The sequence below is a fragment of the Actinoplanes derwentensis genome (assembly GCF_900104725.1).
GTDB lineage: Bacteria > Actinomycetota > Actinomycetes > Mycobacteriales > Micromonosporaceae > Actinoplanes > Actinoplanes derwentensis.
The window spans coordinates 7,498,821-7,523,094 of the sequence record NZ_LT629758.1 but is presented as its reverse complement, the minus strand read 5'-3'; the positions used below and the strand labels follow the sequence as shown (position 1 = coordinate 7,523,094).

The 24,274-nt window shown below is 66.2% G+C and carries 25 protein-coding genes and 2 tRNA genes; 15 read left to right on the top strand and 12 right to left on the bottom strand.

Annotation, left to right across the window (positions count from 1 at the left end; genetic code table 11):
• Window positions 1-35 precede the first annotated feature (35 nt).
• The 5 genes from dnaN to BLU81_RS33250 all read left to right on the top strand — a co-directional run bounded on the left by dnaN (window position 36) and on the right by BLU81_RS33250 (window position 4,413).
• On the top strand, window positions 36-1,169 hold the full coding sequence (gene dnaN, locus BLU81_RS33270) for a DNA polymerase III subunit beta (protein ID WP_092550287.1): 1,134 nt from the start codon (window positions 36-38) through the stop codon (window positions 1,167-1,169).
• Between the two features lie 39 nt (window positions 1,170-1,208).
• Window positions 1,209-2,081 carry a phosphogluconate dehydrogenase (NAD(+)-dependent, decarboxylating) gene (gnd, locus tag BLU81_RS33265; RefSeq protein WP_092550284.1) on the top strand — a complete coding sequence of 291 codons (873 nt, stop codon included), beginning with the start codon at window positions 1,209-1,211 and terminating at the stop codon, window positions 2,079-2,081.
• 3 nt (window positions 2,082-2,084) lie between these two features.
• On the top strand, window positions 2,085-3,215 hold the full coding sequence (gene recF / locus BLU81_RS33260; protein ID WP_092550281.1) for a DNA replication/repair protein RecF: 1,131 nt from the start codon (window positions 2,085-2,087) through the stop codon (window positions 3,213-3,215).
• A gap of 154 nt (window positions 3,216-3,369) precedes the next feature.
• On the top strand, window positions 3,370-3,903 hold the full coding sequence (locus BLU81_RS33255) for a DciA family protein (RefSeq protein WP_269460936.1): 534 nt from the start codon (window positions 3,370-3,372) through the stop codon (window positions 3,901-3,903).
• A gap of 33 nt (window positions 3,904-3,936) precedes the next feature.
• Window positions 3,937-4,413 carry a hypothetical protein gene (locus BLU81_RS33250; RefSeq protein WP_092550275.1) on the top strand — a complete coding sequence of 159 codons (477 nt, stop codon included), beginning with the start codon at window positions 3,937-3,939 and terminating at the stop codon, window positions 4,411-4,413.
• A gap of 62 nt (window positions 4,414-4,475) precedes the next feature.
• Here BLU81_RS33250 and BLU81_RS33245 read toward each other — a convergent pair whose 3' ends face one another.
• Window positions 4,476-5,042 (bottom strand): hypothetical protein, encoded by a 567-nt coding sequence (locus BLU81_RS33245; protein ID WP_092550272.1) that lies wholly within the window; start codon window positions 5,040-5,042, stop codon window positions 4,476-4,478.
• A 540-nt stretch (window positions 5,043-5,582) separates the two neighbouring features.
• Here BLU81_RS33245 and gyrB point away from each other — a divergent pair.
• The 6 genes from gyrB to BLU81_RS33220 all read left to right on the top strand — a co-directional run bounded on the left by gyrB (window position 5,583) and on the right by BLU81_RS33220 (window position 11,625).
• Window positions 5,583-7,535, top strand: coding sequence for a DNA topoisomerase (ATP-hydrolyzing) subunit B (gene gyrB, locus BLU81_RS33240; RefSeq protein ID WP_092550269.1), 1,953 nt, complete (start codon window positions 5,583-5,585; stop codon window positions 7,533-7,535).
• A gap of 109 nt (window positions 7,536-7,644) precedes the next feature.
• Entirely contained in the window at window positions 7,645-10,155 is a 2,511-nt protein-coding gene (gyrA, locus tag BLU81_RS33235) for a DNA gyrase subunit A (protein WP_092550266.1), read from the top strand.
• A 3-nt stretch (window positions 10,156-10,158) separates the two neighbouring features.
• Window positions 10,159-11,076 carry a DUF3566 domain-containing protein gene (locus BLU81_RS33230; protein WP_092550263.1) on the top strand — a complete coding sequence of 306 codons (918 nt, stop codon included), beginning with the start codon at window positions 10,159-10,161 and terminating at the stop codon, window positions 11,074-11,076.
• Window positions 11,077-11,151: 75 nt separating this feature from the next.
• A tRNA-Ile gene (locus BLU81_RS33225) sits at window positions 11,152-11,225 on the top strand.
• A gap of 188 nt (window positions 11,226-11,413) precedes the next feature.
• On the top strand, window positions 11,414-11,542 hold the full coding sequence (locus BLU81_RS50985; RefSeq protein ID WP_211304171.1) for a DLW-39 family protein: 129 nt from the start codon (window positions 11,414-11,416) through the stop codon (window positions 11,540-11,542).
• A gap of 10 nt (window positions 11,543-11,552) precedes the next feature.
• Window positions 11,553-11,625, top strand: a tRNA-Ala gene (locus tag BLU81_RS33220).
• 64 nt (window positions 11,626-11,689) lie between these two features.
• Here the strand turns inward: BLU81_RS33220 and BLU81_RS33215 are convergent.
• The 10 genes from BLU81_RS33215 to BLU81_RS33170 form a co-directional block, all read right to left on the bottom strand.
• A complete protein-coding gene (locus BLU81_RS33215) occupies window positions 11,690-12,724 on the bottom strand; it encodes a site-specific integrase (RefSeq protein WP_092557991.1) in 1,035 nt (344 codons plus the stop codon).
• Window positions 12,725-12,929: 205 nt separating this feature from the next.
• Entirely contained in the window at window positions 12,930-13,151 is a 222-nt protein-coding gene (locus BLU81_RS33210; RefSeq protein ID WP_092550260.1) for a helix-turn-helix domain-containing protein, read from the bottom strand.
• Window positions 13,148-14,926, bottom strand: coding sequence for a replication initiator (locus BLU81_RS33205; RefSeq protein WP_092550258.1), 1,779 nt, complete (start codon window positions 14,924-14,926; stop codon window positions 13,148-13,150). The genes BLU81_RS33210 and BLU81_RS33205 overlap by 4 nt, the downstream gene beginning before the upstream one ends.
• Window positions 14,923-15,432, bottom strand: a complete 510-nt coding sequence (locus BLU81_RS33200) for a DUF2637 domain-containing protein (protein WP_231953618.1) — start codon at window positions 15,430-15,432, stop codon at window positions 14,923-14,925. Before BLU81_RS33200 ends, BLU81_RS33205 begins: the two co-directional genes overlap by 4 nt.
• Entirely contained in the window at window positions 15,429-16,859 is a 1,431-nt protein-coding gene (locus tag BLU81_RS33195) for an FtsK/SpoIIIE domain-containing protein (RefSeq protein WP_092550255.1), read from the bottom strand. Before BLU81_RS33195 ends, BLU81_RS33200 begins: the two co-directional genes overlap by 4 nt.
• Window positions 16,860-16,861: 2 nt before the next feature.
• Window positions 16,862-17,182, bottom strand: a complete 321-nt coding sequence (locus tag BLU81_RS33190) for a hypothetical protein (RefSeq protein WP_157751877.1) — start codon at window positions 17,180-17,182, stop codon at window positions 16,862-16,864.
• A 94-nt stretch (window positions 17,183-17,276) separates the two neighbouring features.
• Complete coding sequence (locus BLU81_RS33185; protein WP_092550249.1) at window positions 17,277-17,708, bottom strand: hypothetical protein; 432 nt, start codon at window positions 17,706-17,708, stop codon at window positions 17,277-17,279.
• Window positions 17,709-17,796: 88 nt separating this feature from the next.
• Entirely contained in the window at window positions 17,797-18,531 is a 735-nt protein-coding gene (locus BLU81_RS33180) for a GntR family transcriptional regulator (RefSeq protein ID WP_157751876.1), read from the bottom strand.
• A gap of 5 nt (window positions 18,532-18,536) precedes the next feature.
• Window positions 18,537-18,824, bottom strand: a complete 288-nt coding sequence (locus tag BLU81_RS33175) for a hypothetical protein (protein WP_092550242.1) — start codon at window positions 18,822-18,824, stop codon at window positions 18,537-18,539.
• A gap of 19 nt (window positions 18,825-18,843) precedes the next feature.
• Entirely contained in the window at window positions 18,844-19,101 is a 258-nt protein-coding gene (locus BLU81_RS33170; protein WP_092550239.1) for a hypothetical protein, read from the bottom strand.
• A 261-nt stretch (window positions 19,102-19,362) separates the two neighbouring features.
• Here BLU81_RS33170 and BLU81_RS33165 point away from each other — a divergent pair, with 261 nt between their 5' ends.
• Genes BLU81_RS33165 through BLU81_RS33155 form a run of 3 tightly spaced genes read left to right on the top strand, consistent with a single transcriptional unit; the run spans window position 19,363 to window position 21,751 of the window.
• Window positions 19,363-20,229: a winged helix-turn-helix domain-containing protein gene (locus tag BLU81_RS33165; protein WP_172890664.1), complete on the top strand. Its 867-nt coding sequence runs from the start codon at window positions 19,363-19,365 to the stop codon at window positions 20,227-20,229.
• Window positions 20,226-20,930, top strand: coding sequence for an HAD family hydrolase (locus BLU81_RS33160; RefSeq protein ID WP_092550236.1), 705 nt, complete (start codon window positions 20,226-20,228; stop codon window positions 20,928-20,930). Before BLU81_RS33165 ends, BLU81_RS33160 begins: the two co-directional genes overlap by 4 nt.
• Window positions 20,927-21,751 (top strand): phosphotransferase, encoded by an 825-nt coding sequence (locus BLU81_RS33155; RefSeq protein WP_092550232.1) that lies wholly within the window; start codon window positions 20,927-20,929, stop codon window positions 21,749-21,751. Before BLU81_RS33160 ends, BLU81_RS33155 begins: the two co-directional genes overlap by 4 nt.
• Before the next feature lie 68 nt (window positions 21,752-21,819).
• On the opposite strand, the gene BLU81_RS48730 is transcribed toward BLU81_RS33155, so the two are convergent.
• On the bottom strand, window positions 21,820-23,022 hold the full coding sequence (locus tag BLU81_RS48730; RefSeq protein ID WP_157751875.1) for a hypothetical protein: 1,203 nt from the start codon (window positions 23,020-23,022) through the stop codon (window positions 21,820-21,822).
• 776 nt (window positions 23,023-23,798) lie between these two features.
• Between BLU81_RS48730 and BLU81_RS33150 the strand changes: the two genes are divergently transcribed.
• Window positions 23,799-24,098, top strand: coding sequence for a hypothetical protein (locus BLU81_RS33150; RefSeq protein WP_092550229.1), 300 nt, complete (start codon window positions 23,799-23,801; stop codon window positions 24,096-24,098).
• Window positions 24,099-24,274 lie beyond the last annotated feature (176 nt).

The following is a 24,274-nucleotide window of genomic DNA, read 5'->3' as shown; positions in this document are numbered from 1 at the left end:
TGCCCCCTGTATGAGGACGCATCGCGGAGGACATCATGAAGTTCCGGGTGGAGCGAGACGCGCTCGCCGAAGCCGTGGCGTGGACAGCCAAGAGCCTGCCCAGTCGGCCGTCGGTGCCGGTGCTGGCCGGTGTCCTGCTCCGGGTCGCCAGCGGGCGCCTGCAGGTGTCCGGCTTCGACTACGAGGTCTCCAGCCAGGTGAGTGTCGAGGTTCAGGCCGACGCTGACGGGGCCGCTCTGGTCTCCGGCCGCCTGCTCGCCGAGATCACCAAGGCCCTGCCGGGCAAGCCGGTCGACATCGCGGCGGTCGGTTCGCATCTCGAGCTGGTCTGCGGCAGTGCGCGGTTCACCCTGCCAACGATGCCGGTGGAGGACTACCCGGCGCTGCCGGACATGCCGTCCAGCGCGGGCACCGTCGACGCCTCTACGTTCGCCTCAGCCGTTTCCCAGGTCGCGATCGCCGCAGGTCGGGACGAGACCCTGCCGATGATGACCGGTGTGCGACTGGAGCTGAACGGTTCGACGATGGCGCTGCTGGCGACCGACCGGTACCGCCTCGCCATGCGAGAGATCGAGTGGAACCCGGACGACCCGGAGATCAGCCTGAACTCGCTGGTCCCGGCGAAGACCCTCAACGACACGGCGAAGGCGCTCGGCCCCGGCGGTGGCTCGGTGACGCTGGCCCTGGCACAGGGCAGCGCCGGCGAGGGCATGATCGGCTTCGCCGGTGGCGCCCGCCGTACGACCAGCCGCCTGCTCGACGGCGCGAACTATCCGCCGGTGCGCTCGCTCTTCCCGGCTTCGCACAACGCAGAGGCGCGGATCTCGGTGTCGGCTCTGGTCGAGGTGGTCCGCCGGGTCGCCCTGGTGGCCGAGCGGCAGACGCCGGTGCTGCTGAGCTTCAGCGAGGACGGCGTGGTGGTCGAGGCGGGTGGCACCGAGGAGGCCCGGGCCAGCGAGGCGACCGAGGCCGAGTTCACCGGTGAGCCGCTGACGATCGGTTTCAACCCGCAGTACCTGATCGACGGTCTGCAGAACCTCGGGGCCCCGACGGCGGTGTTCGCGTTCGTCGACGCGTTCAAGCCAGCTGTGATCTCGCCCGCTGCCGAAAGCGGCGAAATCATCCCGGGTTACCGCTATCTGATCATGCCGATCCGGGTCACTCGCTGATACTGAGCTTGAACCAATCGCTCATCTAGGGAGATCACCATGCAACTCGGCCTGATCGGTCTCGGCCGCATGGGTGGCAACATGCGGGAACGACTCCGCGCAGCGGGGCACGAGGTCGTCGGTTTCGACCACAACGCGGACAAGAGCGACGTCGCTAACCTGGCCGAACTGGCCGAGAAGCTGGCGTCGCCGCGTGTCGTCTGGACCATGGTGCCGGCCGGCAAGATCACCGAAGACACGATCAACCAGCTCGCCGAGGTTCTCGAAGCCGGCGACATCATCATCGATGGTGGCAACTCGAAGTTCACCGACGACGGCCCGCGCGCCGAGCGGCTCAAGGCCAAGGGCATCCACTACCTCGACGTGGGTGTCTCCGGTGGCGTGTGGGGCATCACCAACGGCTATGCGCTGATGGTCGGTGGCGAGGCTGAGCAGGTGCAGCATTGCAAGCCGATCTTCGAGGCGCTCAAGCCGGCCGGCGAGTTCGGTTTCGCGCACGCCGGCACGCACGGTGCCGGTCACTACGCAAAGATGATCCACAACGGCATCGAGTACGGGATGATGCAGGCGTACGGCGAGGGCTACGAGATCCTCCTGGCGTCCGAGCTGGTGCACGACGTGCCGGCGGTCATCAAGAGCTGGCGCGAGGGAAGCGTCGTCAAGTCGTGGCTGCTCGACCTGCTCGACCGGGCGCTCGACGACGACCCGACGCTGGCCAACCTCAAGGGCTACGTCGAGGACACCGGTGAGGGCCGTTGGACCGTCGACGAGGCCGTCCGTCTCGGGGTCCCCGCCCATGTCCTGGCCGCTTCGATCTTCACGCGTTTCGAGTCCCGCCAGGACGACTCGCCCGCGATGAAGGCGGTCGCCGCGCTGCGTCAGCAGTTCGGTGGACACGCCGTCAAGCGCTGATCCATGCACGTACGCCGGGTCGAGCTCACCGACTTCCGTTCCTATGAGCGAGTGGCGGTCGATCTCGAACCCGGCGTGTCCGTGTTCGTCGGCCAGAACGGCATGGGCAAGACGAACCTGATCGAAGCCCTGGGTTACGTGGCCACTCTGGACAGTCACCGGGTGGCCATGGACGCACCGCTGGTGCGGTCCGGGGCGAAATCGGCGGTGGTCCGGTGCGCTCTCGTCCACGATGGACGGGAGCTGCTGGTGGAGCTGGAGATCGTGCCGGGCCGGGCGAACCGGGCACGGCTGAACCGTTCGCCGGTACGCCGCCCCCGGGACGTGCTCGGCGCGCTGCGGATGGTGCTGTTCGCCCCGGAGGACCTGGAGCTGGTCCGGGGTGACCCGTCGGAGCGGCGGCGTTACCTCGACGACCTGCTGGTCGCCCGGCAGCCGCGATATGCGGGGGTGCGCGCCGACTACGACCGGGTGATCAAGCAGCGCAACGCCCTGCTGCGCAGCGCCTACCTGAACCGCAAGGTGGGTGGCACCCGCGGGCAGGATCTCTCCACCCTCGAAGTCTGGGATCAGCATCTGGCACGGCACGGTGCGGAGTTGCTGGCCGGCCGGCTGGAACTGGCTGCGGCGCTGGGACCGCATTTGACGAAGGCGTACGACGCGGTCGCCGCCGGTCGGACGGCCGCTGCCATCGCGTACGCCTCGCGGTTGGGTGATGCTCTGCCCTCGGATCGTCCGGCCCTGGAGGCGGCGATCCTGGCGAAGCTGGCGGAGCGCCGGGTGGCTGAGATCGAGCGCGGCACCACCCTGGTCGGCCCGCATCGCGATGATCTCGCGCTCAGCCTCGGCGACCTGCCGGTGAAGGGGTATGCGAGCCACGGTGAGTCCTGGTCGTTTGCGCTGGCGCTGCGGCTGGCCGCCTACGACCTGTTGCGCTCGGACGGCATCGAGCCGGTGCTGGCTCTCGACGACGTCTTCGCCGAGTTGGACACCGCCCGGCGGGAGAGGCTGGCGGCGCTGGTCTCGGATGCGGGACAGTTGCTGGTGACGTGTGCGGTTCCGGAGGATGTGCCGGCGAGCCTGCATGGGGCGCGCTACGACGTGACGACGGGATCGGTGATCCGTGTTTCCTGACTCTGATCGAGATCGGCCGGAAGACCGGCCTCAGCGGTTCACAGAGGCCCGGGGGGACCTGTGGGCGGGGCTCGATGAGGCCAGGGAGCTTCAGGGGTCTTCTGGGGGCGCTGAGCGAGTTTCCCGTCCCGCTGTGGATAAATCTCGTCCCGCTGTGGATAAGCCGGCGGAGCCGGTGGCCAACGATCAGCTTGTGGGGCCGGAGCTTGCTCGGGCCGTGTTGGACGCCGCGCTGGCCCGGCGCCGGGAGGCGGCCAAGACGCCGCGTCGCCGGGCCGGGGGGCCAGGCAGCGGCCGGCGGTTGCGTGGTTACTCCGGGCCGGGCCCGGACCCGCGTGATCCACAGCTGTTCGGGGCGATGCTGGAACGCCTGGTCAAAGCCCGTGGCTGGGAGAAGCCGAAAGCTGAGGCGACCGTCTTCGGGGCCTGGGAGAAAGTGGTCGGGCCGGACATCGCTGCGCACAGCCGCCCGATGAAGCTCGAGGGCGGGATCCTGGAGGTCGAGGCCGAGTCGACGGCGTGGGCCACCCAGTTGCGGATGCTCGCCGCCACCCTGCTGCGCAAGATCGCCGGGGAGGTCGGCAACAACGTCGTGACCAGGCTCAACATTCACGGGCCGGCCGCGCCGTCGTGGAGCCGGGGTACGCGGCGGGTGCAGGGCCGGGGACCTCGGGATACGTACGGCTGAAACCAAACGGCCTTCTGGTGCGTCTGTAGAGGCATGTTCTCGCATCTGCGCCGCGCCTTGGTCCTGCTGCTGCTCGTCCTGGCACCGATCTCGGTCGCCGGGAGTCCCGCGTGGGCCTGCTCGTGCGCCACTGGCTTCGACCCGCTGGAGCGGTCTGAGGTGGCGTTCGTCGGCGTGGTCGAGGATGTGGACGCGGACTGGGTCGGTTCGGACGTGGAGGTCGAGTTCGCCGTCGAATCGGTCCTCAAGGGCGATCCCGGCAGTAAAGTGACACTCATCACTGCCGAGGATTCGGCGTCCTGTGGATACGGGTTCGTCGAAGGCGGCCGTTACCAGGTGTACTCGGTCGGCGGTGCGACGTCGTCCTGTGACGGCAACGAGCTGCTGGCCCGGATGCATCGCGAGGTTGAGGACCGTACCCGCATCTTCTGGGTCGGCTCGGCCCTGGTCCTTGTCGCTGTGGCAGGTGGTCTGGGGTGGCTGATCCGCCACCCGCGAAAGACTCAGTAACCGGGAATCGGCTCGGTAGCCCTTCCAGTAGTCCGCTCGAGTGGTCCGCTTGAGTGGTCCGCTCAGTAGTCCGCGAACACCGCGAAGCCGCGCTCGGCGCAGCGGCGGTAGAACCCGGCCAGGATGGCCAGCTCGGTCCGCGCGAAGCTCCAGTGCGGTGAGTTCCCGGCGTCGTCGCGCAGGCCCGCGAGTCGCTGGTCCAGCCAGCGCAGCTGCTGCTCGGGGAGGCGGCCGGCGGAGATCGCGGTGCGCAGCACCTCGGTGACGGTCTCGAAGGTGACCAGGTCGTCGAACTTCTCGTGGCCCTCGACGAACCGCTCCAGGCCGCCGGCGATCCACGCGCAGCCGTCCGGGTCGATGACCGGGTCTTCGTCCTCGGCCGCGGCGTCGGTGGCGTAGAGCACACCTTCAAGGCCGAGCAGAAGATCAACGAGTTCGGTGTACGCGGTGGCCCGCACCGTTCCGGTCTTGGCGATGTGCAGCGCCAGGGCTCCGGTGGGTGCCGCGATCTCGGGCCGGTCCGCGATCGCCCCGAAGTCGACGAACTCGGCGGGAGCCACCGGGTCGTAGTACTGGTTCGTCCGCGGCCAGTGCACCGCGACGTTGTCCAGGCCCTTGTCGTGCGCCATTCGGGGCCATCCCTTCTCGACCTGCCCTGCGACCGCCTGGCCATCTCCGGCCCGCGGGCGAGGTTACGACACAGGCTCGCGACGTTGTCGAGCAGTGTCGCAGTGAGTGTGGGCCGGGCACTGCAGGCGCGCCCGACGGCCGGGGCTGCTGCAGCGTTTGCCATTGCGCGGGGCGGCTGTGCCGTGTAGGGGATTACCTGGGTAGCGCCTCAAATCGCGCTACGGCACTCTCAGGCACCCGGAAGGGGTGCCGGACCCTCGCCGATTGGTTTCGGCGGAGTAGAATCGACAGCGACCGGGAAAACTGTGCTTGACGTTGCGGAGGGCCACCGGGCCATCCCTCATCGTCACGCTATGCGGTTTTTCCAGCCGATCACGATCCGCGGGCCGTCCGCGGCGACCGGCGCGCACGGTTCCACCGGTGGTCCGCATCCTTTCCGCGGTGTCATCCCTGGTCTCCCGTGCGCCGCCGGCCGCTGCCGAGGGCTCGCCAACCCCGTTGCGGGGCCACTCCGGCCCGGCGCGAGAAAGTGGCCGAGGGTGTCTGAGAATCAGCAGGAGTACGGTGCCGGCTCCATCACCGTGCTCGAAGGCCTGGAAGCGGTCCGCAAGCGTCCCGGTATGTACATCGGTTCCACCGGTGAGCGCGGTCTGCACCACCTGGTGTGGGAGGTTGTGGACAACGCCGTCGACGAGGCGCTGGCCGGCTACTGCGACACCATCGACGTGGTCCTACTGCCGGACGGTGGAGTCTCCGTCACGGACAACGGCCGTGGTTTCCCGGTCGACCTGCACCCGACTCTGAAGAAGCCGGGTGTCGAGGTCGCGCTGACCGTGCTGCACGCGGGCGGCAAGTTCGACAACCAGGCCTACAAGGTGTCCGGTGGTCTGCACGGCGTCGGCGTCTCCGTGGTGAACGCGCTCTCGACGAGGATGGCCGTCGAGATCCAGAAGGACGGCTTCTGGTGGCGGCAGAAGTACGACTACTCCGTTCCCGGTGAGCTGGTGAAGGGCGAGCCGACCGAGGACCTCGGTTCGACCGTGCAGTTCTGGCCGGACCCGGACATCTTCGAGACGGTCGAGTTCGACTACCAGACGATCTACCGCCGGCTCCAGGAGATGGCGTTCCTCAACCGCGCCCTCACCATCAACTACACCGATCAGCGGCCCGACCAGGTCAACGAGAACGGTGAGGCCCGCAGCGTCTCCTTCATGTACGAGGACGGCATCGCCGACTTCGTGCGGCACCTCAACGCCAGCAAGAGCGCCATCCACAAGACCGTGATCCAGTTCGATGCCGACGCGCCCGGGGAGGGCATGGGCGTCGAGATCGCGATGCAGTGGAACGAGTCGTACGGCGAGTCGGTCTACACGTTCGCCAACCGGATCAACACCCACGAGGGTGGCACGCACGAGGAGGGCTTCCGCTCCGCGCTGACGACGATCGTCAACAAGTACGGCGTCGAGAAGAAGTTCCTCAAGGCCGACCAGAAGCTGTCCGGTGAGGACATTCGCGAGGGTCTCGCCGCGATCATCTCGGTGACTCTGGCCAACCCGCAGTTCGAGGGTCAGACCAAGACGAAGCTCGGCAACACCGACATGAAGAGCTTCGTGCAGAAGGTCTGCAACGAGCAGCTCGCCGACTGGTTCGACCGGAACCCGGCGGACGCCAAGCTGATCATCACGAAGGCTGACCAGGCGGCTCGCGCCCGGATCGCCGCTCAGCAGGCCCGCAAGCTGGCCCGTCGCAAGTCGCTGTTGGAGTCCGGCTCGATGCCCGGCAAGCTGGCCGACTGCCAGTCGACCGACCCGCGTGAGACCGAGCTGTTCATCGTCGAGGGTGACTCGGCCGGTGGTTCGGCCAAGTCCGGCCGGGAGAGCCGGATCCAGGCGATCCTCCCGATCCGCGGCAAGATCCTCAACGTGGAGAAGGCCCGGATCGACCGGGTGCTGAAGAACAACGAGGTCCAGGCGCTGATCACGGCCATGGGCACCGGCATCCACGACGAGTTCGACATCGGCAAGCTGCGGTACCACAAGATCATCCTGATGGCCGACGCCGACGTGGACGGCCAGCACATCCAGACGCTGCTGCTCACCCTGCTGTTCCGCTTCGTGCGGCCGCTGGTCGAGCACGGGCACGTCTACCTGGCCTCGCCGCCGCTCTACAAGCTCAAGTGGAACAAGCGCGGCGACGACGCGCAGTACGCCTACTCCGACCGGGAGCGTGACGGTCTGATCGCGCTGCGCCAGGAGAAGAAGGCGAACGCGAAGCCAGACGACATCCAGCGGTTCAAGGGTCTCGGCGAGATGAACTACGACGAGCTGTGGGACACCACGATGAACCCGGACACCCGCACCCTGCGCCAGGTGACGCTCGACGACGCCGCGGTCGCCGACGAGCTCTTCAGCGTGCTGATGGGTGAAGACGTGGAGGCCCGCCGGTCCTTCATCCAGCGCAACGCCAAGGACGTCAGGTTCCTCGACATTTAAGTTTCGAGGGCCGTATCCACAGCGTATGGCTACTTTCCACAGTGTTATCCACAGCCTTATGCCAGTTTCGGCAGTATTTGCCCGGAATCACCTTGAGTAAGGGTTAAAAGTGACTGACACTCCCGAGCCCCCCGGCGGCGACGAGATCCCGGCCGATACCGGCGGCGTGACCCAGCGCGTCGTCCCGGTCGGCCTCGAGGTCGAGATGCAGCGTTCGTACCTCGACTACGCGATGAGCGTCATCGTCGGCCGTGCGCTGCCCGACGTCCGGGACGGCCTCAAGCCGGTGCACCGCAAGATCCTCTACGCGATGTACGACGCCGGCTTCCGTCCCGACCGCGGTTACGTCAAGTGCGCCCGCATCGTCGGCGACGTGATGGGCAACTACCACCCGCACGGCGACTCGTCGATCTACGACGCCCTGGTCCGCATGGGGCAGCGTTGGTCGCTGCGCTACCCGCTGATCGACAGCAACGGCAACTTCGGCTCGCCGGGTAACGACCCGCCCGCGGCCATGCGCTACACCGAAGCGAAGCTGTCCCCGCTGGCGATGGAGATGCTGCGGGACATCGACGAAGACACCGTCGACATGCAGGACAACTACGACGGGCGCACCAAGGAACCGACGATCCTGCCGGCCCGGTTCCCGAACCTGCTGGTCAACGGCTCTGAGGGCATCGCTGTCGGGATGGCCACCAAGATCCCGCCACACAACCTGGGCGAGATCGCCAGCGCCGTCCAGTGGCAGCTCGACAACCCCGAGTCGGACGAGGCGACCGCGCTCGAAGCGATGCTCGAGCTCGTCAAGGGCCCGGACTTCCCGACCAAGGGCATGATCGTCGGCCAGTCGGCGATCAACGACGCGTACCGGACCGGCCGTGGGTCGATCCGGATGCGCGCGGTGGTCGAGGTCGAGGAGGACACCCGGGGCCGGCCGTGTCTCGTGGTGACCGAGCTGCCGTACCAGGTGAACCCGGACAACCTCGCCGAGCGCATCGCCGAGCTGGTCAAGGAAGGCAAGCTCACCGGCATCGCCGACATCCGGGACGAGTCGTCCGGCCGTACCGGCATGCGCCTGATCCTGGTCCTGAAGCGCGACGCGGTCGCCAAGGTCGTGCTGAACAACCTCTACAAGCACACCCAGCTGCAGGAGACGTTCGGCGCCAACATGCTGGCGATCGTCGACGGGGTGCCGCGCACGCTCAACCTGGCGCAGTTCATCCGCTACTACGTCGACCACCAGATCGAGGTCATCCAGCGGCGGACCGCGTACCGGTTGCGCAAGGCCGAGGAGCGAGCGCACATCCTGCGTGGTCTGGCCAAGGCGCTGGACATGCTCGACGAGGTCATCGCCCTGATCCGGCGTTCGACCACCGTCGAGGACTCCCGTCAGGGCCTGATGCAGCTGCTCGACGTCGACGAGATCCAGGCGACCGCGATCCTCGACATGCAGCTGCGCCGGCTCGCCGCGCTGGAGCGGCAGCGGATCATCGACGAGCTCGGCAAGATCGAGATTGACATCGCCGAGTTCAAGGACATCCTCGCCAAGCCGGAGCGGCAGCGGGCGATCATCTCCGAGGAGCTGGCCGAGATCGTCGCGAAGTTCGGCGACGAGCGGCGCACCCAGATCATCCCGTTCGACGGCGAGGTCTCGATGGAAGACCTCATCGCGCGCGAGGACGTTGTGGTGACCATCACACGTACCGGTTATGCCAAGCGTACGAAGACCGATCTGTACCGGTCTCAGAAGCGCGGCGGCAAGGGCGTCAGCGGTGCCACGCTGCGGCAGGACGACATCGTCTCGCACTTCTTCGTGATCTCGACCCACGACTGGATGCTGTTCTTCACGAACAAGGGCCGGGTTTATCGGGCGAAGGCGTACGAACTGCCCGAAGCGAGCCGGATCGCCAAAGGTCAGCACGTCGCGAACCTGCTGGCCTTCCAGCCGGACGAGCACATCGCGCAGATCATCCAGATCCCGAACTACCAGGTCGCGCCCTACCTTGTGCTCGCCACTAAGAATGGGCTCGTGAAGAAGACTCGCCTGGAGGAATTTGACTCCAACCGCAGCGGTGGCATCATCGCCATCAACCTGCGGGAGGATGACGAGTTGGTGGGCGCGGCACTGGCGGCACCTGAGGACGACCTGCTCCTGGTCTCCAAGAAAGCCCAGGCCATCCGCTTCAATGCCACCGACGAGGCACTGCGCCCGATGGGCCGGGCGACGTCCGGCGTGATCGGGATGCGCTTCAGCGAAGCCGATGAGCTTCTCGCCATGGAAGTGGTTCGACCTGACATGGATGTGTTGGTCGCCACCAATGGTGGGTATGCGAAGCGGACACCCATCGAGGAGTATCCGGTGCAGGGCCGTGGCGGTAAGGGGGTGCTGACCGCCAAGATCACTGAGCGTCGTGGTGGACTTGTCGGCGCTCTGGTGATCAGCCCGGAGGATGAACTGTTTGCCATCACCAGCAATGGTGGTGTCATTCGGACTCCCGTGAAGCCTGTACGGCGCACACGGGATCGGAACACAATGGGGGTCAAGCTGATGGACCTCCCAGAAGGTGTAACCATCGTGGCGCTTGCTCGCAATGCCGACGAGCCTGACGAACAGGACTAGTTGATGCCGGAGACACAGGCGAAGTCGGGGGGCACGGGGACCTCAGCGACTCCGGACGATGCGGCAAAGAAGGACGCTGCCGCACCGTCCGGGCGCGAGTCCACAGGGCGTGCCTCTGTCCCCACCGATTCCCCGACAACGCCGAAGTTCACCAGGGCGCCGGGCATGGCCCCGCCGCCCGGTGAACCCGCGGCCGGTAGCGCCGACGGCCCGGACAAGCGGCCGAGTGTGCAGCCGCCGGTGAAGGGATCGGCCTCCGTGCCGGTCGTCACCAAGGGCAAAGGCGCGGCTCCGGGGACGACAACCGGGCGCGCTCCGGGCATCCTGCCCGGGTCGACGCCGCCCGGCGGGCCACAGGTCACGCCGCCGCGGCCGGTCGGGGCCTCGGCGTCCGCGTCAGCGGCCACGCCAGGCGCCGCGAAACAGCGGACCGGCGGTTCGGCCGCTGCTCCGGTCGCCGGCGGTGCCGCAGCGGTCGGGGCGGCCCGTGTCTCCGAGGCGGTGCGGTCGGCTCGGTCCACCGTGTCCTCGGCGGCGGCGCGCGGCCCCCGTCGCGCCCGGCTCAACCTCAAGCGGATCGACCCCTGGTCCGTGATGAAGTTCGCGTTCGCGGTGTCGATCGTGCTCTTCATCGTGGTCGTCGTGGCGACGTCGGTGCTCTACCTCGCCCTCGACACGATGGGCGTCTGGAGCTCGGTCAACGGCAACCTCCAGGACCTCGTCACCGCCAGCGGTGGCACGGAGGGCGCCACGACCGGTTCCTTCCGGATCACCGCCTGGGGCGTCATCGGCACGTCGATGCTGATCGGCGCGGTCAACGTGGTGCTGTTCACCGCACTGGCCACGCTCAGCGCCTTCATCTACAACGTCTGCGCAGACCTGGTCGGCGGTATCGAACTGACGCTGGCCGAGCGGGACTGACGTTTACTTGATCGGGTTGCGGGACCCCGTTTTGGAGCCCGCAACCCGATGCGGTAAAGTTCTGTCCGCAGGTGAGGGGCTATAGCTCAGTCGGTTAGAGCGCAGAGCTGATAACTCTGAGGTCGATGGTTCGATTCCATCTAGCCCCACGAGTGGCGAGTGGCTCTTGTTCGCGGAAAGCGCGAACCAGGGCCACTCTTCATTTTGGCTGACCTGGGGGCCGAGCCCCCAGACCCCGCGTCACGGTGATTGCGGTGAGCGTTCCGCGAACGATTACGGCAATCTACTGTTGTACGGGTTAGTCATCTCATCCAGCGGTGTTGAGGGGTGCGGTTCAGTGTTGAAGAAGCTCCTGATCATTGCCGGTGTCGTCGGCGTGGCGGCTCTGGTGGTCAAGAAGGTCAAGGCCTCCAGCGACGAGCGCGCTCTCTGGCACGAGGCCACCACTGCTCCCGACCTGCGATAACGCAGGTCACGGGGCCCTAGCTCAACTGGCAGAGCACCGCCTTTGCAAGGCGGGGGTTAGGGGTTCAAGTCCCCTGGGCTCCACTCTCTAAGCCTGTGAACAGGCTTTTTATAACTCCAAGATCGTTGGGACCACTTCGGGACCACCTCAGTCCAGGTCCCACCGGCCCGCGACCGCTTCTTTCAGGGTCTCGCCGACGATCCCCCGGCGCCGTTCACGGCGCGGCCAGAAGTGCACGTAGGTCTCGAGCGTGATCGACAGCGTGGAGTGTCGTAGCGCCCGCTGAACGTCCTTCGGGTCCGCGTGATTCGTGATCAACGTCGTCGCGAAGAAATGCCGCAGTGCGTGAAAGCCGCCGTGTTCCTCCGGCCAGCCCGCTGCCCGGCGCCACTTCACCCACTCCGCCGACCACGTACGGTCCGTGAACGGATTGCCGTGGACTGTCGTGAACAGCAGCGGCACCCGGCGCCGGACCGTAGGCCCCGAGGTGATGTCCGGCATCTCGACCTCGACCGGCGGGAACTCCTTCACGTGGTACGCCAGGGCCGCCGCGACCATCGGGTCCAGGTCCACAGCCCCCGCGGCCGGATCGAACGTCCGCACGCCCTTGGGCAGGCTGAGATAGAACCCGCCGTACTCCCTGGGCGCGTAGCGGAGCTGCTGGACCACGTGCAGCTCCTCGTTGCCGACGTTCAGGCAGCGCGGCCCCAGCTCGAAGCCGAGCGCTTCACTGATGCGAAGACCGGCGCCGGCCCCGAGCCAGAGCAGGCCGTGATACCGCTCGGGCACTTTGCCGAACAGGCGGAGCACGTCCTCCCGCTCGGGAACCCACTTCGGGGCGCGGCTCAACCCACGGAACACCTGGGACAGCTTGATCCCGTCGCACGGGTTATCCGGGACGATCTTGTCCGTGACAGCGCCGGACATCACCGCGTCGAACAGCTCGAAGTACAGGCGCAAGCTGGACGGCGCCATCCCGTCACCGAGTCGTCCCGCCAGCCACAACAGCACATCTGTCTGAGTGATCGAGCGGAGAGCGCGGTTGCCGAACGCCGGGACGAGGTGCAACCGGAGGTTCGACTCGATCCGGGTCTGAGTCTCCAGAGCCCAGCCGATGACCCTGGCCTGACGCCAGCGTTCGGCGTAGGCGGCGAACTTGATGTACTTCTCGCCCTGGTCCAGGTCGGTCTCCGGTGCAGTGCCAGCCCGGCAAGCCGCATCGAAGGCTTCAGCGTCGGTCTTACGCTCGAAGACCTTGTCCTTGGTCTCGCCGGTGGCGTCGGTGTAGCGGACACGCCAGCGTTTGCCGCGCCCGTACTTGCCCGATTTGACCTTCTTTTTGTTTTCGTCCTTCTTGGACAGATACCAAAGATCGTGTACGCCCACGTCAGGCCACCTGCCCCAGCACCCAGGCACGGACCGCGGCCGGGTCGTAGCGGAGGTGCTTGCCGACCTTGAAGGCCGGCGGACCCTTCCGGCGGTGGCGCCACTGGTAGAGCGTGCCCGGAGGGATACGCAGGTACGCGGCGGCATCGTTGATGGACCACAGCTCGTCCGGACCGTCAGGTGTGCTGTCTGGGCTCGGTACCACCGTCAGGTGCCTGCTCATCGTGTCTCCCCCGTGTCGTTGGTTGCAGTTGCCGAGACATCGCCCGGCGGATCGCCGCTGGCCCGCTGTCGCGCTGCGTTCAACTGCCCGCGGCGGTGGATGCGCTCGGAGATGGCCCGCAAGAGCCGGTGTTCGAGGGCCGGGAGGTCGGGGTCGTCGTGTCGGGCCATCTCCCAGGCGACCGCCGGCTTTTCCGTAGCGTCGGGTTCCGGTTCCTCCGTGGTGACGCCGAGCAGGGCCTTGACCCAGGCGTGGGCGTCGGCGCGGTGGTCGGCGAGGGTCTTGCCGGACCAGTCGCGGGAGACCAGAACCCGGCGTCCGCCGATGCCGAGGGTCACTTTCTGGTGCACGCGTCCCTTGCAGTGGCCGGGCCGGAGCCGTCCGTGGGCCTTCTTGGGCTGGACGCCGTAGAGCAGCCAGTTCGAGCACCGGTCTGAGCAGGGGGTGACGCGGAGTTCGTGCCAGAGGCGGTCGAGGTGCTGGCGTTGCGGGTCGCTGGTGGTGGTGTGGCAGTCGGCCGCGGACTTGGTCACGTACTTGGTGATGTAGCCGATGGTCCGTTCCGCGTCGCGGGTGCCGGGGTCGACGCCCTTGGCCTTGACTTGGGCGCCGAAGCGGACGAGGTGTGCTGGTTCGGCGTCCGGGTCGTCGTCGAGGTCGTCCAGGGCCTCATCCCACGTGGACAGGGGCCGTCCGGTGTCCGGGTCGACCCAGGTCTCGCCTTTGGTGTCCCAGGTGGGTGGTCGGTCGATGGGGTAGCGGAGTCGGTCGGCCGGCGGCCACCACACCTGGTGGTAGGTGGCCTTGGCGACCAGCTCCAGCATGGTGCGGGGGATGGTGCCCCGGATGGCGAAGTGGGCGTGCGGGGCGAGACGCCGTTGGGGCTCGACACAGCCCGCGTATTGGACGTTCCAGCCCACGGCCCGGCGCAGGTTCTGCCAGTAGCGGTCGAGGAGCCGAGGGAAGTGGACGGCGTCCCAGGCGGCCCGTCGGTAGTCGTACCGGGCTGGGTCGACCGGGGTGCCGAGTTGGGGGTCTTCCTGGGTGTGCCAGCGGCGGCAGGAGCACGGCCGTCCGGCGTGGATGGAGTGGACCGGGCCGTAGCTGTCCAGGGTGAGGGTCAGCCACATCGACGGCCGATGCTCGACACCATCCGAGCCCACGTAGGTTCGGCCTACCGTGCGCGCCTCGATCTTCTGCCGGGGCAGGTCGGGCACGTCCTGACGCCGTTTGGTCGACCGGACCCGCCGCGGTCCATCGTCGCTGTCCGGGTCGTCGGTGCGGGAGTGACCCGGGGCGATGCTGCCGCGCAGGCCTTCGGCGGCGATCTCTTGCTCTACCGCGTCGATGGCCGTGTCGATGCGCTCCAGTTCGGCCGCCCGGTCGCTGGGGTCCATCGCGGTGAGTTGGAGTGCGGCTCGTTCGAATTCCAGGTGTGCCCGTGCGGTGATCAGGTCCCGCTGGCGGGGTGTGGCTGGTGCCGGGCCGGGTTGGGGTTCGTCGGTGCGGTGCCAGCCTTCGCGGATCTGGACCTGCCGCAGTCGTCGTGCTCGTTTGGCGCAGGGCGGGCATTTGGCTTCGAGGGTGGCGCCGCAGGGCAGGTCGACGAGTTCGGTCTTGCCGGTGGCCAGGTCGGTCCGCCGGAGAGCGATCGGTCGGATGCAGACGCCGTGGTCGATGGCGAGGTCTTTGAGCGCGTCGACGGCCCGAGGGTTGGCGAGGCGGGCCGCGCGGGAGCCCGGCCGAGGCGGGGCCGCCAGAGGTGCAGTAGTCATCGGGTCACCTGCCCGATGACCGGCACCCCGTTGGTCCGGGGCAGCGGCCGGACCGGCGCTGTCGGCACGGCCGGAGTAGGCGTGTCCTCGGTATCGTCGACCGGTGCCTGTTGCTCCGGGGCCGGGGTGCTGGTGAAGACGAGCTTGACCAGGGCCATGAACGCCAGCGCGGGCACCGCCGACAGCAGCCACCCGGAAGGGCTGGGCTGGGCGACGGCGAGCTGTGCCGACAATGACAGCGTGCCGGCGGCGATGAGCAGGAACAGTGGGTAGCCGATCGGGGCACCGGCCCGGCGTCGCCGTTTGATGGTGAGCAGCGCCGCGACCGGGACGAGTTCGGAGATGACCGCGTTGACCCAGCCGAACGCGTCCGGGGTGCCGGTGGGGGCGTGGCGCATGGTCCAGTCGTGGACGTGGGTGAACGAGGCCCATCCGGCAGCCACGGCGACGGTGGTGAGGATGGCGGCGAGGGTCAGGCCCTCGATCCGGTCGGTGCTCAGCTTCACGCCGCACCTCCCGCGGCTTCGCCGTCGACCACGCGCAGGCGCCCGTATTCATGGGCCATGTCCCGCACGGTGTCGTCGTCGCAGTAGGTCAACCGGACCCGCATCGGGGTGGGGTCGCCTTCCAAGGTCACGTAGCCGATGCCGGGCTGGGTCTGGGGGATGCGGTCGCAGAGGGCTCCGCGGTCGCGCATCCCGTCGCCGAGGACCATGTCGACCTCCGCCGGTTCCGATAGCCGCAGCCCGATCCGGGTCGGGAACAGCCCTCGCGCGGGCAGCACCTCCTTACGCGGGTCCTGAATCGCTGCGACCACGTGGACGCCGACGGCGCGGCCTTGGGTCAGCACGATGCCGAGCGCAGCCTTGATCCGGTCCTTGAGTTGGCGTTCGGTGAGGTAGGCGGTCAGGTTCGCCAGTTCGTCGATGACCAGGACGATCAACGGTTCGTCCGGGGTGGGCTGGTGCTGGCGGGTGTGTCCGGCCAGGCGGGCGGCGCGTTGCTGGGCCACGGCCGCGGCCTGCTCGATCATGGCTGCCATCTCGGCGAAGTCCTTCGATGCGAACCGGGTGAACAACGGCCGTCCGATCCCCAGTTCCATGCCGCCTTTGGGGTCGAGGCCCCACAGTTCGACCAGGCCTTTCGCGACCCCGCCGGACAGTGCCCGGACGATGGACCAGATCACCGAACCTTTGCCCGATCCGGTCGCTCCGACGATCAGGACCTGCGTGCCGAACAGCCGCAGCCGGTAGGTTTCGCCGTCTTCCTGGACGCCGATGGGTAGAGCGGTGAAGTCCGGCCGGTCCGGTACCGGCAGCGGGCCGATGGTGTCGTGGAGGGTGTCGCCGCGCATGAGGACCAGGACCACGGTTGCGTACGTCGGGCCGGGCATGGCCTTGACCTGCCGGACCCCGAACGTGTGCGCCAGCCGTTCGGAGGCCTTGGCGAAGTCGTCGGGGATTTGGCCGGTCACCATCCGCACCAGCACTTCGTCACAGCCCGCGCGGCAGCGTACCCGGCGGATCTGCGGGATGATCGTGCGTTTGTCGTAGGCGATCGACAGTTTCGCGGTGACCATCGCGGCCATCCACCGCCGCCGGTACACCAGGCGCCGGATGCGGGCGAGGACCGGCCACCAGCCGAACCGCAGCCACGACGGCCGATGCGCGAACGCCCACCCGGTAGCCGTGACAGCCACACCGCCGACCAGCCCGGCGAGCCACTGCCAGCCGTGCGCGAGGTAGAGCCAGGCCAGTCCGGTGACCGGCAGTGTCACGTACCAGTGCCGGGCGTAGGTGGTGACCAGCCAGGCCAGGGCTTTGATGGTCTCCCAGACGACGACCGCCCAGATCGGCAGCTTGAAGACCGGGGTACGGACGTTGAGCGGGGCGATCGGGATGGTCTCGCCCCGGATGATGTTGATCAGCGGCATGGCTACTTCGCCTCCCCGTCGCGCTGCAGCGGGCTGCTGGTCTTGAGCAGGTGCCGGATCTTGTCCAGGCGTTCGGCGTCACTGACGCCGGGGATCAGCTCGGCCCACGCGTCGATGGCGCCGACGAGTTCGGCGTACCGGTTGGCGTAGTCCCAGCCGGCCGCGTGCATGTCGGCCACGGCCGCCGGCCGGTCGGTGCCGGTGCAGTCGTCGCACCGGTTGACACCGTCGGGCAGCGGCTTAAGCCGGGAGCAGCGGTCACAGGTACGCCATACGGTGTTGCTCGGTGTCGTGACGCGGGCAGCGTCGACTACCTTGGGCATCACAGCCCACTCCTTCACAGGTGGCGGTTGGAGCGGCCGGGGCGGGGAGAACTTCTTGGCGGTTGTTGGCCCCGCTCCCGGACGCGAATGAGAACTAAGCGGCCTTCGGCCTGCTGGTCTGCTCCGGCGTGGTCATCTTGCTGGCCTTGATCGACCAGGCCAGCCGCGAGCGGCATTTGGTGGCCGCGCCCTTGCAGCGTTGCGAGTCCACGTACGGCGTGAGCATCACGTCGGTGAACGCCACCATCGGCGGGTAGCCAGGCACCGCCGAGGTGGGCGGGACCGGCTGCTGTGCCGCGACGACCTTGACCTTGAACTCCTTCGACCCGCCGAACTTCCCGGCGTCCGGGTCGAGGTCGAGCAGCCGGACCAGCCAGACCCGTTCGCCGGTCTCCTTGTCGCGCAGCTGGTCGTCGCCCTGTCCGCGTTTGTCGAAGTCGGTGGCCGGCTCAACGCCGAGGCAGAGCGCGCCGTGGGGCGCGACGTAGTCCCACGGGACCGGGACCTTGATCGAGTTCGGAATCACCGAGCATCTCCCTCTGTCCAACTTGGTTACTTGACTAACCAAGTTGGACCGAAGCTAGCACATGGACAGCATGGCTAGCCAAGTAAATTTAGGAGCGAAGAGAAAAAAGTTCCTCGATGCCTGGCGGCGGTGGAGCGGCGATCAGGTCGACCACTAGCAGCGGCAATGCGGCCGAGTTGCGAACGACCAGCAGATTCGACAACACGGACACACCCGCATCCACAACGAGCATCGTCGATTCGCGGATCGTTGCTGGCCGCACCGACAGCCGCTCGACAACGTCAGACGCCACGAGTCGACGGCGACGTTCAAGGTGCTCCAGCACGCCCTCACGCAGAGGGCCGGCGTCAGCGAACCGGGTGCCGACCGCAGCGACCGCCGGAAGGTAGACCGTCGAGAGCGTCAGCCACTCGGCCCCGGCACCGTGCATGGTCCGCTGGCGGGCGATCACCGGCTCACCGACCGGAATCGCGAGAACCGCCGCGATCCGCGGCGATGCCGGCGCCCGGCCCGCGCCGATCACGGTGCCGTGGCCGACCTCCGCCAGATGCAACGCCTCATGCACCCGGCGCGGCGGCGACGGGCGCCGGCGCGGGGGACTGCCGAGGACGACGCGGCCCTTGCCCTGCACTCCCTCCAGATAGCCGAGCTGCCGCAGGTACTCCAGCGCCCGGACCACCGTCGAGCGGGACGCGCCGAACTCCCGCACCAACTGCGCCTCACTCGGCAACATCGAGCCCAGCGGGTACGTGCCACGGATGATCCGCTCCTGCAAGGCGTCGGCGATGTGCGCGTACTTCGCCGCACCGGGTTCGTTGGCCATCCCGGTCACGTCGCCCGTCGCCCAGCGAGGGCACGCAGATCGCAGACGGACACGTGCACCAGGGCTTGCCGCCACGCCAGTCGGAACCCGTTGCCGCTGAGTTCGTCGCCTTCCAGCCAGACCCACTGGCCGCCGTACCACTGCGAGATGTCGAGCCGCACCCGTCGTACGAGCAGGACCAGGGCGCCGTCGCGGTAGCGGCACGAGCCCGCCGGGACGTGCACGATCCGGCCGACGAGGTGATCGGCAGGGACCGGCAGATCCGGTGGCATGGAGATCCCGAGGACGCTCACCGGTCCGCACCGTGGCCGGTCACCAGTGATGGCCCTTGTTCGTGACGTGCGGACCGGCCGACGTCGAGTTCAGGGCGGTCGCGAGTCCCAGGTCGGCGAGTCTGCGCGCGACGCAGGGGTAGAGGATGGCGGGTCGGCAGTTGAGGCACCAGCCGTCAGGTCCCGGCTGATGATCGGCGTACAGGCGCCGGGCCAGCCGCCACACGAGCGGGTTGACGCAACCGGCGGGCGGATCGATCGGCGGTGTCTGCCCGCCGAAGTCGAGCGGTTCGGGCATGACGGGACCTCCGCAGCAGCGACGGGGGAGGCACCGAGACGGGCCATGGGTGTGTGGGATGGCGTGAAGCCGACCCGCCTCGGTGCCGGTCGCCCTCCTTGACAGTGCCGGTCATGCCGAACTGCACCGGCCGAAGTCGAGTGAGAGCCATATTTGACTAGCTTGGCTAGTCATATCGACCGTAAAGCTGTCAGGAGATATACGCAACCCTCAACGTCTCGGCATGTCTAACCTGGCTAGCCAGGCCTTAAGCTGTGGATTGTGAACGTGGAAGCCCGCGACCTCGACGACCTGGAGCCGGACGACGCCCGTCCCGCTTCGCAGCAGATCGCCAACGTGCTGCGCGCAGCGATCCTGACGCGCCGCTTCGCCCCCGGCGAACGCCTGCCGTCACAGAACGACTTGGCCGAGCGCTACGGCGTAGCCCGCGAGACCATCAAGTCCGCCCTACGCATCCTGCGCGACGACCGCCTCATCATCAGCCGCCAAGGCAGCGGCGCCTTCGTCCGCGCCCAAACCGATCGCCCGGTCGGGTTGCGCCCACACATCGAGGCCGCGTTCGAGCAGCCCCACATCACCATCGACTTCGCCGGTTTCTCCAGCGAAACCCTCCACACCGCCATCCAAGAACCCTTGGACAAGATCCGCGCCGGACGCCTGACACCCGAGTCGATCGCCATCCGCATCCTGCTACCGGACCTGACACAGCCCGCGGTGATTCCCTCCCGCGTGGAACCGGCCGGGGACGATCCTGCCGTCCGTGAACGGGCTGCCCGGATCGCACGCCGCCACACCGAGGCGATCATCGAGTCAGTGGGGGAGCTGGCCACCCTGGGCTTGGTCCGCAACGCCACGACCGAGATCCGCGCGTACGGAACCACGGTCCTGTCGAAGCTCTACATCCTCAACCGCGACGAGGTCTTCTTCGGCTTCTACCCCGTCGTCCGCAACACCGTTTCTGTCGACAAGCAAGCCGTACCGATCTTCGACGTGCTGGGCAAGGATGTCCCGCTGTTCCACTACGCCCTCAGCGGTGACGACGGCGACGCCGGAGACCAGTTCGTCCAGCAGTCCCGCGCCTGGTTCGACAGCGTCTGGGACACCATCGCCCACGAGTACACCCCATGAACCTCGCCGACCTGATCGACGAGTCATCGTGCCTGCTGATCGACTTCGACGGCCCGATCTGCGTCGTCTTCGCCGGGCGTCCGGCCGCAGCCGTCGCCGACGAACTGCGCACCGTCATTCGCCGGTACTTCGCAGGTGAACTGCCGTCGGCCATCGCCGAGCTGACGGCGGACCCACTCCAGATCCTCACCGCAGTCGCCCGCCTCCAAGACCAACACCTCACCCACGAAGTCACCCAAGCCTGCCGAGACGCCGAGGTCGCCGCGGTCGAGTCAGCCGTACCGACACCAGGCGCCGCAGAGGTGCTTCAGGCCGCCCATGCTTCAGGCCGCCAAGTCGCCATTGTCAGCAACAACGCCACCGACGCCATCAGCGCATACCTTCAGAACCACGATCTGATCCGCTACGCCGAGGGGATCACCGCGCGGTTCGACGGCATGGACCCCCGCCTACTCAAGCCCCACCCGTTCCTTCTGGAACGGGGCCTCACCGCCACCGGAGCAGCCCGAAACGGCACGGCCTTCATCGGCGACTCGGTAACCGACATCGAGGCAGGCCGAGCCGCTGGCATCCCCACCATCGGGTACGCCAACAAGCCCGGCAAACACCAGCGCCTCACTGATGCCGGAGCCGACGTCGTGATCGATTCCATGCACGACCTAGCCAACGCGCTCCACACCGCTGCCAACCCAGCACGATGACCGACCAATTCGCAGTGCCAGCCGCGGTACTGGCCAACATCCGCCGCCGCTGGCCCGACATCGCCGATCCCTGGGCCACACACGTCGGAGCCGAGTTCCAGGCCCTCTGTGAGCGTTACCAGGCCACCCCACGCGAGGTCCTGCCCGCCCGCTACGGATTCGTCACAGCCATCGACACCCCAGACGGCCCACTCGTGTTCCGCAGCAGCCCCGACCCACACGGAGCCGACCAAGCCGCTGTCGCCGCTGCACTTGCCAACCTTGGTGCTGCCCCACGAGTCCACGAAGCCGTAGCTGCCGATCATGGGACTTGGACCGTGATGGACCGAGTCTTTCCCGGAACGCCCTTCAACCAGGTGGATCCGGCTACCGTCGATCTGCAAGCGCTCTTCGCACCGCTGGCGGCAATTCGGGACCAGCCACCACCCCGACCTGGTATGTCCTCAATCTTTGACTGGCTCCGCGACCGTCTCGAAGACGACCAACTCACTGACCTTCGCCCCGGGACTACCATCGCCCCCGCCAGTGAGCGACGAACTGCACTCGCACTCCTGGAGGATCTTTCCTTGGACCATACGCCGGCGCTTTGCCACGGTGACGCATCCAGCGGAAATATAATCGCCGATGGGCCTCGTGGCTGGGCGTACATCGACCCTCGTGGCGTAACAGGCGAACATGCATATGACGCAGCAGTGATCATGATAAGAATTCAAGCTGGATATGAAATTTCCGGTCTGCGTGATCAGGTTGTCGAGCATGTCCAAACCACCTCTGAACGCCTCGATGCATGGATTCTGATCGCTGACGCTGCGCGCGTCTGATGGCTGCCTGAAGTTGGTTAAACGAATCCTGGTCGGGCAGGTCTGCAATCGTTTTTAGTGGATATTTACTAACCTAGTAAGCCAACAAATAGGTCTGCAATCTTTGCCCAGTCGCCACGTATGGCGAGAATTACTACACCTCCAATTACGGCAATTGGTAGAAGATTCGAAAAGGACTGCACTCTTCGTTCAGTCGCCTCCAGTCTCGCCGACGACTTCTGTAAAGCCTTAGCGAATCTCCCTGGAGCAGGTGTGGCAAGCTCTTCAGAGGGTGTTCCGTCCTCATTGAATACCTCAAGTCGGTCAGCGAGTCTTCCGACCAACGTTATATCTCGTGGGCCTGAGAAGGTGACAGCAAGCTCTTGGAGAACTTGATCGATTTCTCTACTGCTGCCTATCTCCAATGAGGTTCGTCCACGCACGAAAGTGCGTATTGATCGTGTTGCCCCGCGTGTCACCAGCGCCATGGGATTACTGACAACTTCGCGTGCTGAGATCTGCGGTAGCCAGTTGGCGTAGACTTCTAGGCGATCAGCTAACTGGGTAAGCGCGGCTCGGTTCTTGCCGATGGGATCTGCGGTTGGCCCCCAGAACCCCGCCTCCTCGGTCGTATTTCCCTCTGTCAGGTGCAAATATATGAGTGTTGCCTTGAGCGCCAAGGGTGCGCCGCTACGGCGATGGATGTTCCAGCGAGCTATGGAACATGAAACTGCAACTAGTGTTGCTAGCGATAGCCAAACTAGTCTGGCATCGTATTCATGGAGCCGAGCTCCGTATAGTCCGCTAAATTTTGAAAGCGGATCCAGAATCGAAAGATAAAGAAGTGGAGAAAATCCGCCTAGGAGGATAAAGATAAATAGGAACTCGATCGTCGCTAGTCGTGCGGCAACGGTTATGACGCTGTCTGGCGGCAAGAGTCTACCGTATTTAGCTATGCGACGAAGGCTATAGATGCTAGGTAGTCGCAGGATGGTGGACGATATGGCCAGAAGGAAGGTCATCCCTATCAGGCCGCCCGATATTACTGTTGGAATCAAAATCCCAGCCAGGCCGGTTAAGGATGTTTTCTGATCGGTGACAATGTTATTTATTATGTATAGCACCGGTATTGGAGCGCTAAGCGTACCCGCGCCATAGGCAAATCCTGTGAGGCTAGGAATTGCCAGTCTTCCGAAATTCTCATAGACCAAATCGGCTGATGGGGTTGGAGTCGCTTCGTATACCCACCGTACGGCATCATAAGGAAATCGCAGCTTGAAATTCTTGCGCAAGATGGTGATCGTTGGGCCGCTCCTTCCGCTGCGTGGCATCAGATATCCGGATGATTGGTGAATCCAAAGTCGCGCGGGATTGGCTAATTGAAATTTTCGAACCAATGCCGGTGTTCTCGGCGAGAATCTACCCGCGCGCCTTTGAATCTTAATAGCTGAGGAATATGCCAGAGATGTGACCGTAAAAGGAACTACTGTGAAGAAGGTGATAGCTACGCAAATCTCAAACATGATTTCCCTTCGTTTCGGGTGCTTGCGTAAACAAATCCGTTAGATTCTATCCTGTCAGGGCTACTGTGCTTAATAGTCGAAAGTATGTCGGTAGTCGGGCTTGCGGCCCGACAAGCGATTTAAGAAGTGGATCATCGGCATTTGTCTAGTCCCACCAGATGCCTATCGATCGGCCTAGATAGTTGTCAAGTGCGCTACCGTCTGTGATCGTCAGGTCAGCGGGCGCCGCACCGGCGCTCGCATCAGAGTGCGCCACTGCTGGGCGAACTGGGACGCCGAACGTGCCGAGGAGGTGCCGTGATGGCTGCGCGGTCATGGTCAGCCGCGTTGGAGGCCGTGCTAGTGCTGATCACGGCCTGCGACTCCGACCGCGTGGAGTTCGACGGCAGCACTTCCGGCCTGGCCAAGGGTGGAAAGCTGGGACGAGCTGCGCTAGCAGGCAAGAACGTCGTTGACTCGCCACGACCAGGAGATGGCCACATTGCCGTCGCAGGTCCCTGCTTGTTCGCGCATCCGCTGAAGATCCCGACGCTACGACCTATGGCTTGTCCATCGACGCCGGCACCGTGGATGCGCAGGACACCCGCATGATGGTCACGTTCACCGGATCACGAGGGCGGGTGACGACGTCATGCGGCGCCGACTACGCCGCCGAGTCCGTCGAGTCGGACAAGGCAGTGGTGGTTATCGTGTTGAAGCAGTCGAACGGCTACAGCGGCATCTGCACCCTGGAGGGTCGGACCCGTACGGCAACGCTGAACCTGGCGAAGCCCCTGGGCAACCGTGCCGTCCTCACGATTCACGGCAGCCGAGTACCGATCACCGACGCCACTCGCACACGGTAGGCGCCATGAACTCGCCCGGATGGTGATCATGTCAAGCATCTGGTGGGACGCGACTGTCAAGCATCAGCCGGGACACGACACGGCTCGCTGACGTTGTACTGCTGAATTTGCCTGTTCTGTATCAAGGCGCCGCGCAAGCGCGGCGTGGCCGGACGCGCTCGGCCTGCTGGCGGGCT